The sequence below is a fragment of the Blautia sp. AM23-13AC genome, assembly GCF_003435675.1.
Lineage (GTDB): Bacteria > Bacillota > Clostridia > Lachnospirales > Lachnospiraceae > Fusicatenibacter > Fusicatenibacter saccharivorans.
Window position 1 is genome coordinate 330,868 of record NZ_QTUL01000001.1, and the last position, 12,073, is coordinate 342,940.

12 protein-coding genes are annotated in these 12,073 nt (G+C 51.1%); 1 reads left to right on the forward strand and 11 read right to left on the reverse strand.

Annotated elements, in window-relative coordinates; all coding sequences use genetic code 11:
• Positions 1-30 precede the first annotated feature (30 nt).
• The 8 genes from DW642_RS01495 to DW642_RS01530 all read right to left on the reverse strand — a co-directional run bounded on the left by DW642_RS01495 (position 31) and on the right by DW642_RS01530 (position 8,551).
• On the reverse strand, positions 31-687 hold the full coding sequence (locus DW642_RS01495) for an ATP-binding cassette domain-containing protein (RefSeq protein ID WP_070100780.1): 657 nt from the start codon (positions 685-687) through the stop codon (positions 31-33).
• A complete protein-coding gene (locus DW642_RS01500) occupies positions 684-1,466 on the reverse strand; it encodes an ABC transporter permease (RefSeq protein ID WP_117509051.1) in 783 nt (260 codons plus the stop codon). The genes DW642_RS01495 and DW642_RS01500 overlap by 4 nt, the downstream gene beginning before the upstream one ends.
• Positions 1,444-2,466, reverse strand: a complete 1,023-nt coding sequence (locus tag DW642_RS01505) for an ABC transporter substrate-binding protein (protein ID WP_022461522.1) — start codon at positions 2,464-2,466, stop codon at positions 1,444-1,446. Before DW642_RS01505 ends, DW642_RS01500 begins: the two co-directional genes overlap by 23 nt.
• Positions 2,467-2,491: 25 nt before the next feature.
• Positions 2,492-4,015: a 4Fe-4S dicluster domain-containing protein gene (locus tag DW642_RS01510; RefSeq protein ID WP_117509052.1), complete on the reverse strand. Its 1,524-nt coding sequence runs from the start codon at positions 4,013-4,015 to the stop codon at positions 2,492-2,494.
• A 188-nt stretch (positions 4,016-4,203) separates the two neighbouring features.
• The gene (locus DW642_RS01515) at positions 4,204-5,217 is read right to left on the reverse strand and encodes an NAD(P)H-dependent glycerol-3-phosphate dehydrogenase (RefSeq protein WP_022461520.1); all 1,014 of its coding nucleotides are present in this window, start codon (positions 5,215-5,217) and stop codon (positions 4,204-4,206) included.
• 3 nt (positions 5,218-5,220) lie between these two features.
• Positions 5,221-5,868: a glycerol-3-phosphate 1-O-acyltransferase PlsY gene (plsY, locus tag DW642_RS01520; protein WP_117509053.1), complete on the reverse strand. Its 648-nt coding sequence runs from the start codon at positions 5,866-5,868 to the stop codon at positions 5,221-5,223.
• A gap of 6 nt (positions 5,869-5,874) precedes the next feature.
• Positions 5,875-7,203 (reverse strand): ribosome biogenesis GTPase Der, encoded by a 1,329-nt coding sequence (gene der / locus DW642_RS01525; RefSeq protein ID WP_022461518.1) that lies wholly within the window; start codon positions 7,201-7,203, stop codon positions 5,875-5,877.
• Positions 7,157-8,551 (reverse strand): DUF512 domain-containing protein, encoded by a 1,395-nt coding sequence (locus tag DW642_RS01530; RefSeq protein ID WP_117509054.1) that lies wholly within the window; start codon positions 8,549-8,551, stop codon positions 7,157-7,159. Before DW642_RS01530 ends, der begins: the two co-directional genes overlap by 47 nt.
• 223 nt (positions 8,552-8,774) lie before the next feature.
• Between DW642_RS01530 and DW642_RS01535 the strand changes: the two genes are divergently transcribed.
• Positions 8,775-9,938 (forward strand): ribose-phosphate pyrophosphokinase, encoded by a 1,164-nt coding sequence (locus DW642_RS01535; RefSeq protein ID WP_117509055.1) that lies wholly within the window; start codon positions 8,775-8,777, stop codon positions 9,936-9,938.
• Between the two features lie 97 nt (positions 9,939-10,035).
• Here DW642_RS01535 and pgeF read toward each other — a convergent pair whose 3' ends face one another.
• From pgeF to DW642_RS01550, 3 genes are read right to left on the reverse strand one after another with little or no spacing between them, the layout of a single operon-like run.
• On the reverse strand, positions 10,036-10,890 hold the full coding sequence (gene pgeF, locus DW642_RS01540) for a peptidoglycan editing factor PgeF (RefSeq protein WP_055226466.1): 855 nt from the start codon (positions 10,888-10,890) through the stop codon (positions 10,036-10,038).
• Between the two features lie 13 nt (positions 10,891-10,903).
• Complete coding sequence (locus tag DW642_RS01545; protein ID WP_022461514.1) at positions 10,904-11,266, reverse strand: YraN family protein; 363 nt, start codon at positions 11,264-11,266, stop codon at positions 10,904-10,906.
• A gap of 35 nt (positions 11,267-11,301) precedes the next feature.
• Positions 11,302-12,069 carry a ribonuclease HII gene (locus tag DW642_RS01550; RefSeq protein WP_055266587.1) on the reverse strand — a complete coding sequence of 256 codons (768 nt, stop codon included), beginning with the start codon at positions 12,067-12,069 and terminating at the stop codon, positions 11,302-11,304.
• Between the last annotated feature and the right edge of the window lie 4 nt (positions 12,070-12,073).

Genomic DNA, 12,073 nt, shown 5'->3' on the forward strand with positions numbered 1-12,073 from the left:
AGCAGCACAGAAAATCTGTTTCTTTCCGTTTCAGATTTCTGTGCTGCTTTTTCTGTTTCTCTTTATTTCGAGGATACCATCCAGTCTGCTGCAGGTGCAGATCCAGTCCCCCATTGCTTCGGCTTCTTCTAAATCATGCGTGACCAGAAGCATCGTTTTTTCTTTTCCTTTTCTGCGGATATAGTTCATCGTTTTCTTTTTCGTCCCCGCATCCAGTCCCCGGAACGGCTCATCCAAAAGGAGGAAATCTGCGTCCATGCGCATGGCCCGCAGAACCGCCACCCGCTGGCGCATGCCGCCCGACAGTTCCGATACAGCCTGGTTTTCACAGCCCGAAAGGCCGAGTTCCTCCATCTCCTCCACAAGATGACGGGAGCTTCTTTTTTCTTTTCCAAACATGCGGCGCCTTACCGCGAGCTGGATATTGGCTGCAGCTGTCAGTTCTTCTGCCAGCCGCGGTTCCTGAAAAACCATACTTTTTCTTAAGGCTTCCAGTCCCCCGATTTTTCCGCCGTCCGCCTGCTCCAGGCCTGCCAGAATCCGCAGCAGGGTTGTCTTTCCAGCCCCGGAAGGAGCCATCAGACAGGTCACTGCTCCTTTTTTCAGTTCCATCGTAAGATTCGAAAAAATAACGTGTTCTCCATACGCTTTTTTCAGATGGCAGATTTCAATCGTATCTTCTCTCATTTCATCACCAGCATCCTTTTTTCTGCAAGATCCATTCCTTTTAAAACAGCTTTTTCGAGACAGAAGCTGGCGTACACGATCGCTGCCGTCCAGGCAAAGAGTCCCGGTGTGTCGAGATATATTTTTGCCTGATACAGATGCTCTCCGATGGATCGGTTCGGAATGCCGATTACTTCTGCTGCCGTTCCGGCCTTCCAGCAAAGGCCGAGGGAAAGTGAACATCCCGTCCGGATATATGGGTACAGCTGCGGCAGGATCACCCAGCGCAGCCGCACCGGCCGCGGAACCTGAAAAACGTCTGTCATCTCCAAAAGCGCTGTGTCCAGTTCCCGTAGGCCGTTCCGCGTGTTTGTATACAGGATCGGAAATACCATCAGAAACGAAATCACAACCGAAAGATTCTTCGAAGAAACCCAGATCAGGATCAGAATCACAAAAGAAGCGACCGGCACTGCTTTCACTGCTGCAACCAGCGGCGTCAGGAGTTCTTCTGCAATGGAAAACCGACCGGCAAGTGCAGCTCCTGCAATTCCCGCCGCCGCACCAAGAAGGAATCCGGCTCCGATGCGTGCTCCGGAAAACAGCAGGGACTGCCAGAAGACCTGTTCTGTTACAAGCGTAAAAAGGCGTTTCAAAACAGCAGCAGGAGATGCCAGAAGGATCTCCTGCCCGACAAAAACGCTTACCGCCTGCCAGATCATAAGCCAGAACACGATCGGCCAGCGCTTCGTTTTTCTCTGTTTCTCTTTTTTGTTTTTATTCGGAATAATAGAAGTCATCTCCTGGAAGTTCTCCTCCGACTGCCTCCGGGTTCTGGTCTTTGAGTACACCGAGATAACCGGAAAGCTTCTCTTTCATCTCATCACCGGTGATGCAGACAATGTTGCATGCCGGAAGCGCTTTCTTTGCGACTGCCTCCGGAACAATGTCATAATCCCCGATCAGTTTTGCCGCCTCATCCGTGTTTTCGGTTACGTAGGATACGGATGCCTGGTAAGCTTCCATGAAGTCTGCAACTGCTTCCGGATGCTCCTTGGCAAAGGCAGTGCGCACAACGGTAACACCTGTCACCAGTGTGCTCGCCGTTCCTTCGGACTCCTGGATTTTGTTCCATTCTTCGGTCAGGTCAAGTGCGGTGCGCAGCGTTTCTTTTTTCGTCTGTGCCGTCGTTACAAACGGCTGCGGCAGCATGGCGATTCCATCGGCATCTTCTGCAAGTGCTGCCACGCACTCGGCGTGTTCGCTCTTCCACTCGATCGTTACGTCCTCACCCGGTACGAGGCCGTTCTTTTCGAGGATATAATTCAAAGCATACTCCGGAGTTGCACCTTTGCCGCCCGCATAAATGGTTCTGCCTTTCAGATCCGCAATGGAATGTACGGTATCGCCGTCCTCGACGATATAAAGGACACCGAGCGTATTGACTGCGAGCACCTGCACGCCGCCGTTTGTCTTGTTGTAGAGTACGCTTGCAAGGTTCGCCGGAACCGCGGCGATATCCACCTCTCCCTGTACCAGTTTTGCGCTGACCTCATCCGGGGCAGCGGCAAGTTCAAACGTGTCCGCAGGTGATTCTTTGCTGTCGTTATCGCTCATCATTTTTACCATTCCCATGCTGGTCGGTCCTTTTAATGCAAGCACATGGACCAGTGTCTCATCTTCTGTTTCCGATGCCGCTGTGCTGCTCTCCGTCTTTGTCTCTGTCTGGCCGCATCCTGCAAACAGAAGTACCATTGCAAGAATCGCTGCCGCAAAGCCCATCTTTCTTTTCTTTTTCACTTTTGTCTCCACCTTGCTGTTCTTTTTAGTCTACCAGCTTGTCCAGTTCTTTTACATATTCTGTCTGGCTGGAAATCTTGTGTTTTGCCTGCGCCGCATATTTGTTGACTGCCGCCTGCGACTTTTTGATTGACTGCATCGTGCCGGCTCCTGCCACGCATCCGCCCGGACAGGCCATGCCTTCGAGAAGATAACCGTTGTACTTTCCGGCCTTCGCCATTGTCAGCAGTTTCCGGCATTCCTTCAGACCTTCTGCATTTGCCATCTTGATTTCGCGGTCCGGGTATTTTTCACGGATTACATTTTCCACAGATTTTGCAACGCCGCCGGAGACAGCAAAGTTTCTTCCGTCCACCGATGCATCGCTGACGCCGTCCGGATCTTCCTCAAGTGCACTCACATCTACCTGGCGCGCATCGAAAATGCCCGACATCTCTTCAAACGTCAGAACGAAGTCCACCTCACTGCGGACAGACTGGCGCATGGCCTCCAGTTTTTTCGCCGCACACGGTCCGACAAAGACAACCTTCGCATTCGGATTGTGTTTCTTGATCAGACGCGCCGTCAGCGTCATCGGAGTCAGTGCCATCGAGATACAGTTTGCGTAATCCGGGAACAGTTTCTTCGCCATTACAGACCAGGCCGGACAGCAGGATGTCGCCATAAACGGCAGTTTCTCCGGAACTTCGTTCACAAAATCCTCTGCCTCCTGTGCCGCACAGAGATCCGCTCCGATCGCAACTTCAAAGACATCCGCAAAACCGAGCTTTTTCATCGCCGCACGCAGTTTTCCAGGCGTTACTTTCGGTCCGAACTGGCCGACAAACGCCGGTGCCAGCGCTGCATAGACGCGCTCTCCCGACTGGATCGCACGGATTACCTGGAAGATCTGGGATTTGTCCGAAATAGCGCCGAACGGGCAGTTGACGAGACACTGGCCGCAGGATACACATTTCTCGTAATCGATATCCGCTTTTCCGTTCTCATCTGAACCGATGGCATCCATTCCGCAGGCTCTCGCACACGGACGCTCCTGAATGATAATAGCCTGGTATCCGCATACCTTGGCACATTGACCACATTTGACGCATTTATCCTGATCAATATAGGATCGTCCATTGGTGCGGTCCAGCGTAATGGCCTTTTTCGGACAGACTTCCACGCACGGATGTGCAAGACACCCCTGACATCCCTCCGTGATCAGAACCCGTTTTTCATGACAGGCGTTGCATGCAAATTTGATGACATTAATGAGCGGCGGTGTATAATACGTCTCCGCCTGGTCCGCCAGTTTGATATTGTCCGAGATCGGGGCGTGCTCTGCCGCGCTTCTGCACGGAAGTCCCATTGCAAGGCGAAGCCGCTCTCCTACAATCGCCCGCTCCAGAAACACATCATTTCTAAAATTTCCGACCTCACCGGGAATTACACGGTAAGGAATTTCCTCGATCGTCTTTTCCACCGGGGAGTCCACGTCATACGCCATTTTTGCAACTTCCGTAAAAATGGCATGGCGGATTTCCTGAATTCTTGTTTCTACTCCTCTCATTCTTTCTTCCTCCTGCTGTATTTTCCTCCGCATCTTTTCAGTTAAAATTATTCCGCTTTCTATTACTATACTTGATTTCGAAAGTATTGTCATCTTTTTCCCGTATTTTTGCTGAAAAATTTCGGTCTGCACAAAAAAAGAACCTGCCGTCTCTGTATCATTTCACAGAAGTGACAGGTTTCTTATTTTTACCGCTCCCAGAGATCCGGGGCGAGTTCGTCTTTTTTCATACGCTGCATCAGTTCATCCACAGCCTGTTTCGGGTTTTTGTTTTCAAACAGAACCTGATTGACTGCCTGAATGATCGGCGTTTCGATTCCGAATTTTTTCGACAGGGTAAGACCCGCTTTTGCGGAATAGACGCCCTCGACGATCATCTGAACCTCATCCATCGCCTGCTGCATCGTTCTGCCCTGGCCGATCAGGTATCCGGCTTTCCGGTTCCGGCTGTGAACGGAAGCACACGTTACAATCAGGTCGCCGATACCGGAAAGACCGTAGAAGGTTTCCGCATGGGCACCCATCGCCGTACCGAGCCGTGCAATTTCCGCGATCCCGCGGGTAATCAGAGCCGCTTTCGTATTGTCGCCGTAGCCAAGACCATCCGCCGTTCCGGCTGCCAGTGCGATGACATTTTTCAGAGCTCCGCCAAGTTCAATTCCCGTGATGTCCGGGCTTGTGTAAACGCGGAAGACCGGACTCATGAACACATTCTGCACATACAGTGCGCTCTCGCGGTCATGCGCGCCGACAACGATCGTGGTCGGCAGGCCACGGCCGACTTCCTCTGCGTGGCTCGGTCCGGAGAGAACAACGACATTCGCTCCCGGCACTTCCTCCTCGATGATCTGAGACATCGTCATCAGGGTATCGGCTTCCACGCCTTTTGCCACATTGACGATGAGCTGGCCGTCCGGAATATCCGCCGCATACTTTTTACATGTGGTTCGCACGTACGGGGATGCTTTTGCCATCACAAGGATGTCCTGTCCTGAAAGGGAGCCGCGCACATCGCAGGTGAACTTCATTTCATCCGGCAGTTTTACGCCCGGAAGCTTCGTCAGATGCTCTCTGTGTTCCTTTAAGCTCTCAATTTCCTTTTCATTTTCCGAGCAGATCGTCACGTCATGCCCGTTGTTGCAGAGCAGGAGGCCGAGGGCGGTTCCCCAGCTTCCTGCTCCGATGATACTAATCTTTGCCATATTTTATTTCTCCGACTTTTTGGATAAATACGTTTTCCGCTCTGTTCCCGCGATGAGGCGCTTGATGTTTGCACGGTGCTCCCAGAAGGCAAGCACGGCAAGAAGTGCGATCACCACGTACATCTCATAGAGATACGGCGGTTCCAGCGCAAAGCAGCCCGCCTGTCCCATGATAACGGCCATCGCAAAAAAGACAACGTAAACCATCATGGAACCGAGGGAAACATAGTGTGTTACTGCAAGATTCAGGAAAAACAGCGCTGCACAGACCAGCGTGATTCTCCAGTCAAACGAGATAATCAGACCCGCGGTCGCAGCGATTCCTTTTCCGCCGCGGAAGCCTAAGTAAAACGGGAAGTTGTGGCCGAGAATCGTTCCAGCCGCAGCATACACCGTCAGCAGTTTCAGCATTTCCGGGTGCGATGCACCGAAGATCAGGCGTACCGTCAGGACCGCCAGAATGCATTTGATGCAGTCGCCGGCAAGCGTGATGGCGCCTGCTTTTTTCCCTAAAGTCCGGAGCGCGTTGGTCGTTCCTGCGTTTCCGCTGCCGTGTTCCCGGATATCAATTCCCTTCGTCCTTCCATAAATATATGAGGTCTGAAAAAGGCCAAATGCGTATCCGATCAAAAGGCATATGATCCGTACCATAACTCTTTACTGCTCCTTCTCTTTTCGTTCTCTGATGATGAATTTCAGCGGTGTGCCGCGGAAGCCGAACGACTCTCTGATTTTATTCTCCAGATATCGAACATAGGAGAAATGCATCAGTTCTTTGTCGTTGACGAAAATAACAAATGTCGGCGGTTTGACCGAAACCTGTGTCATGTAGTAGATTTTCAGTCGTTTTCCACGGTCTGACGGCGGCTGCTGCATTGCCATTGCCTCGGTCAGAATCTCGTTCAGGACACCGGTCTGTACGCGCAGGTTCTGGTACTGCAGAACCATGTCGATCGTCTCGAACAGCTTCGGAAGACGCTGTCCTGTCTTCGCAGAGATGAAAAGAAGCTCTGCGTACGGCATGTAAGCCAATGTATTTCTTACTTTTTCGGTAAAGCGGTAGATCGTCTTGTCATCTTTTTCCAAGGCATCCCATTTATTTACCGCAATGATCATACCTTTTCCACGCTCATGGGCGATACCGGCAATTTTGGCATCCTGCTCGGTGACACCCTCGGTTGCATCGATCAGAAGAACGACGACATCTGCGCGCTCTACGGCAGATACTGTACGGATGATGCTGTACCGCTCCAGCTCCTCTTTGATCTTGTTTTTCTTTCGAAGACCTGCGGTATCGATGAAAATATATTCATTTCCATTGTGCATGATCGTGGTATCGATCGCATCGCGCGTCGTTCCGGCGATATCGGATACGATGACACGGTTCGAGCCCAGCAGTTTGTTGACCAGGGAGGATTTTCCGACGTTCGGTTTTCCGACAATGGCGATGCGCGGAATCTCGCTCTCCTCCTCGTTTTCCATCTCCGGATCAAAGTATCCTGTCACCTCATCGAGCATATCGCCGATGCCGAGCTTTCCGGATGCGGAAATGGCGTGCGGCTCTCCGATGCCGAGGTTATAGAATTCATAAACATCCATCATCTGACGGTCGAAGTTGTCGACTTTGTTGACCACCAGCACAACCGGCTTGCGGCTTCTTCTGAGCATATCAGCTACTTTTGCATCGGCATCTACAAGGCCCTGACGGACGTCAGTGATGAAGATGATGACATTTGCGGTATCAATGGCGATCTGCGCCTGGTCTCTCATCTGGGAGAGAATGATATCTTTGGATTCCGGCTCAATACCGCCGGTGTCTACCAGCGTAAATTTGTGGTTCAGCCACTCCACGTCGGCATAAATACGGTCACGGGTTACACCCGGTGTGTCTTTTACAATCGAAATATTGTCTCCGGCTAATACATTAAACAGGGTGGATTTACCCACGTTTGGCCGGCCCACAATTGCTACAATCGGCTTGCTCATACATTGTTCTCCTTCTGTGTATCGTCTCCTGGTTTTCCTCCACAACGGCTTTCACCAGGTCGCTGCCCGGCTCATCGATAATCTGTACCGGTGTTTTCAGGCGCTCTTCCACCTCTTCCACCGTCACATCATCGAGAAAGACGTTTTTTCCCGAACGGAGCATGTTGCACGGAAGCAGCAGGCAGTCGCCAAGATCTCTTCCCTCTAACTGCTCCATCAGATCCTTTCCGGTAATCAGACCGGATACGGTAATGGATTCTCCAAAGAAATAGTTGATAATCGTGATAACCTCCGCCTGTACATTCGGATATTTTTCACGAATTTTCTGCATGTGTTTTTCCAACGACGGCGCCGCAGCTTTTCCGGTCGCAATCGTTACATGGCGGTGACGGTCGTCCCCTTCTCGTTTCGAAAGTTCTTCCGCAACCTCGTCCTCCAGAAGCCGGAGCATTCCCACTCCGTTTTCCAGCTGGATATAGCCATCGTAATTTTCCTCCTCCGGGATCGGCTCTCCCGCCAGCAGATACCATTCATCACCAGCATGGATAAAGTGAAGTCCCCACTGTTCATACAGCTTTTTCTGCCATTTGTGAATCGTGGCAAGAACTTCTTTTGCATCCTCCCTGGTAAACGGTTCCAGAGGCGCCAGTCCGTCGCGGTACTTCGAAAGTCCGACCGGGACAACCGAAACACTTTTCAGATGCGGCAGATATTTTGACAGATCCGAAATACTGCGCTCCAGCTCTGCGCCGTCGTTGTATCCCTTGCAGAGCACAATCTGTCCATTCATCTCGATTCCCGCCTCGTAAAGGCGCTGGACCTTCGGAAAGATATTGCCCGCAAAACGGTTGTGCAGCATTTTGCAGCGGAGCTCGGGGTTCGTTGTCTGGAACGAAATATTGATCGGTGCCAGATGGTAGCGGATAATCCGGTCGATATCGTGGTCGCTCATGTTGGTCAGTGTAATATAATTTCCCTGCAGGAAGGACAGACGCGAATCGTCATCCTTAAAATACAAGGTGGGACGCATTCCCGGCGGCATCTGATCGATGAAGCAGAAAATGCAGTTGTTGCTGCAGGAACGGTACTGATCCATGAACTCGTTCTCGAATGTGATGCCGATTTCCTCGTCATACTCTTTTTCGATTTCCAGGTCCCATTCCTCGCCGTCCTTTTTCCGGATCGTGAGTTCCAGATACGTGTCGTTGGTCTGGAAGTGGTAATCGAAGACGTCCTCGATAATTTCCCCGTTCACGCGGAGCAGTTCATCTCCCGGTTCGAGTTCCAGTTCTTCGGCAATACTGCCCGGTTCTATTGTCTTGATAATGTGTTTCGTCTTGTTTTTCACAGATCTTACGTTTTGGCCTTTCCATTTACTTCTTTATAACTTCTCTTTGCCCAGTAAAAAGCGTGCTTTTTTTGCATACCTTCCGGACATTCATCCATTATAATAACAACAACCTGCACAAAAAGCAAGGATTCTTTCGTTTTTTGCTTGACGCGCCCTTTCCCAAGATGATATAAATAGGAAGTAAATGGTTTGTAAAAAATGTCGATTACTGGAGGTTTGTATGGCTAATTTAGATTTACTTGAAAATTCCATTCCGGTTGCTCCGTTAAAGCTCGCAGCTCTGCCGGGCAGTATGGAAATGGCAAAAAAAGTTGATGCGTATCTGGTTCAGTTCCGTAAAGAGCTCGCCGAGCGCCGCAACGGGGTTTCCTTTTCCGGATATTCCGAGGATTCTTTTCTGATTGACTGCGAGTGCCCGCGTTTCGGTTCCGGCGAAGCAAAAGGAAAGATCAACGAATCCGTCCGCGGTGCCGATCTTTACATCCTGGTTGATGTCTGCAACTACAGCATCACCTACAAGGTCTGCGGCTACGAGAACCACATGTCACCGGATGACCATTATCAGGATCTGAAACGTATCATCGCTGCTGCAACAGGAAAAGCACACCGGATCAACGTAATCATGCCTTTCATTTATGAAGGAAGACAGCATAAGCGCACCAAACGTGAGTCTCTCGACTGCGCACTTGCTCTGCAGGAGCTGATGAACATGGGTGTTTCCAACTTTATCACCTTCGACGCACACGATCCTCGTGTCATGAACGCAATTCCGCTCGGCGGCTTTGACAACTTCATGCCAACCTACCAGTTTTTAAAAGCCCTTCTTCGTTCCGTTCCGGATCTGACGATCGACAACGATCATCTGATGATCATCAGCCCGGACGAGGGAGCGATGGCGCGTGCCGTATACTTCTCCAACGTGCTCGGCGTCGATATGGGTATGTTCTATAAGAGAAGAGATTACTCCACCATCGTAAACGGAAAGAACCCGATCGTGGCACATGAGTTTCTCGGCGATTCCGTAGCAGGAAAAGATGTTGTCATCATCGACGATATGATCTCCTCCGGTGAGAGTATGCTCGACGTTGCAAAACAGGTCAAAGAGCGCGGCGCTGACCACGTCTTTGTCTGCACCACCTTCGGCCTCTTCACCGATGGTCTGGAGAAATTCGATGCTTACTATGAGAAAGGCTATATCAGCAAAGTCATCACCACCGACCTGACCTACCGTACACCGGAACTCGTTTCCCGTCCTTGGTATGAGCCGGCTGAGATGAGCAAATATATGGCAAGCATCATCGATACGCTTAACCACGACGTATCCGTTGCAAAAGTACAGTCTACGACAGAGAAAATCAATAAGCTGCTGGCAAAACACAGATAATCGATTTTGTGTCCGCCGGATGCATACAGCAAAAAAACGGATCTGTTTTTTCCAGGTCCGTTTTTTGATGCTTTCTATTCTGTTTTCGATCCTGTTTTCAGACCAAGGAAAGGAATGCCGCGAGGTTTCCTCTTTTTCCCTTCGATGCACGGTGGGAATACAGGAAATCCGGGTTGCAGCAGGTGCAGAGGTTCGGCAGATGAATCTGCTTCTCCGGCACTCCTGCTGCAAGAAGGATCTGATGATTCGCCTCCCAGAGATTTAACTGGTATTTTCCATCTGGTTTTCCGTAGAACAGTTTCTCATGCAGTGTTTCCGGGAATGCTGCCCGGAACTCTTCGATCACGTCACCGCTCACCTCGTAGCAGTCCTGGCAGATCGACGGGCCGACGGCTGCGATCACATCTTTTGCTTCTGTTCCAAACCGTTCGTGCATCGCATCGAGCGTTGCCTGTCCCATCTTGTGGACCGTTCCACGCCAGCCGGAATGTGAAAGTCCAATTGCACGGTGCACCGGGTCGACAAAGTAGAGCGGCACGCAGTCCGCATAGAATGTCGCAAGTACGACGCCCGGCTCGTCAGTGATCATACCGTCAATATCATGAAAATCGCGGTCTCTTGTCACGCCGCTGCCGCAGTCTGCTTTCGTCACATAACGGACCTTCGTTGTGTGTGCCTGATCGGAGGTAACAATGTTTTCCACTTCAAACCCCGCCGCCTCACAGAATCTTCTGTAATTCTCCCGCACATTCGCCGGATCGTCGCCGCGCGAAAAGCTGAGATTCATGCTGGAAAGATGTTCCTTACTCACCCCGCCGATCCGTGTGGAAAATGCATGGCGGATGCCCTCAATTTTCTCAATCGCCGGCCAGGTCAGATAGACCACGCCGTTTTCCGCCTCGTTGACATGCATCGTTTTTTTATCGTTTTGTTTCCATTGAATTGGTATCATAAAAACTCCCTTCCTACCAGCCGCTCCCCTGATAATAAAACGCGTTCGCATAGACGCGGATCTCCTCCGGTGTCTCTGCCACGACGTCGAAACGGCAGGGCACATCCATCGGGATCTGGTGGAGCATGCGGTAGTAATCTGCTGTTTTTGAAATTTTCTTCTGTTTCTTTCCATCCACGGCGCTTGTCGGGTCTCCGGCTGTCCGGCCGGTGCGGTATTTTACTTCGATAAAAATGTATGTGTCGTCCTGTTTTGCGATCAGGTCGATCTCACCGAAGCGGCACCGGAAATTCCGCACTAGGATGTGATATCCCAGGCTTTCCAGATATTCTGCCGCACGGCTCTCCTGTCTCGTTCCTACTTCCCGCTGGTTCAAATGCGATACCCTCTCCTTTTTTTGATGCAGTGCCTTTACACGAAATGGCCGATAAACGACTGCCGGTGGATCGGTGACGGGCCGATTTCTTTTAAAGCAGCGATATGCTCTGCCGAACCGTAGCCCTTGTTCGATGCAAAACCGTAGCCCGGAAGCACCTTGTCGTACTCTTCCATCAGGCGGTCCCTTGTCACCTTCGCAACAATACTTGCCGCCGCAATCGAAACACTCTTGGCATCTCCCTTGATGATCGGCACCTGGCGGATGTCCACCTGCGGGATTTTCACCGCATCGTTTAAGAGTACATCCGGCTTCACGGAAAGCTTGCTGATCGCCTCCCGCATCGCCTCGTACGTTGCCTGTAAAATATTGATCTCGTCGATCCGCGCCGGGGAGGCATAGCCGATGCCGACGGCCACTGCCTCGCGCATGATCACATCGTACAGCTCGTCGCGTTTTTTGGCCGTCAGCTGCTTGGAATCGTTCAGATACAGGATTTTACTGTCACGCGGCAGAATGACCGCACCTGCGACCACAGGGCCCGCCAGAGGGCCTCTTCCGACCTCGTCGATGCCGCAGATCCAGCCAAGATCCTCATATTTGTGTTCGTAGATCTTCATCTGTTCCGTGCGCTCGCGCTCTTTTTTTAAGGCCTCTTCCTGTTTCTGGTATTTTTGAATCAGATTTTGTACGCCGGCACGGGAATCCTCTTCATATTCCAGATAAAGGGCGGGCAGCTCCGTCTCCGAAGCTGCCGCAAAAATTTCCCGTATGGCGGATATCGATTGTTTTTTCTCTGTCATCGTT

What these genes read in the sequence shown, in the direction of transcription:
- DW642_RS01495 (WP_070100780.1), bottom strand. Translation starts at nt 687, where the DNA reads ATGAGAGAAGATACGATTGAAATCTGCCATCTGAAAAAAGCGTATGGA.
- DW642_RS01500 (WP_117509051.1), bottom strand. Translation starts at nt 1,466, where the DNA reads ATGACTTCTATTATTCCGAATAAAAACAAAAAAGAGAAACAGAGAAAA.
- DW642_RS01510 (WP_117509052.1), bottom strand. Translation starts at nt 4,015, where the DNA reads ATGAGAGGAGTAGAAACAAGAATTCAGGAAATCCGCCATGCCATTTTT.
- DW642_RS01515 (WP_022461520.1), bottom strand. Translation starts at nt 5,217, where the DNA reads ATGGCAAAGATTAGTATCATCGGAGCAGGAAGCTGGGGAACCGCCCTC.
- plsY (WP_117509053.1), bottom strand. Translation starts at nt 5,868, where the DNA reads ATGGTACGGATCATATGCCTTTTGATCGGATACGCATTTGGCCTTTTT.
- der (WP_022461518.1), bottom strand. Translation starts at nt 7,203, where the DNA reads ATGAGCAAGCCGATTGTAGCAATTGTGGGCCGGCCAAACGTGGGTAAA.
- DW642_RS01535 (WP_117509055.1), top strand. Translation starts at nt 8,775, where the DNA reads ATGGCTAATTTAGATTTACTTGAAAATTCCATTCCGGTTGCTCCGTTA.
- pgeF (WP_055226466.1), bottom strand. Translation starts at nt 10,890, where the DNA reads ATGATACCAATTCAATGGAAACAAAACGATAAAAAAACGATGCATGTC.
- DW642_RS01550 (WP_055266587.1), bottom strand. Translation starts at nt 12,069, where the DNA reads ATGACAGAGAAAAAACAATCGATATCCGCCATACGGGAAATTTTTGCG.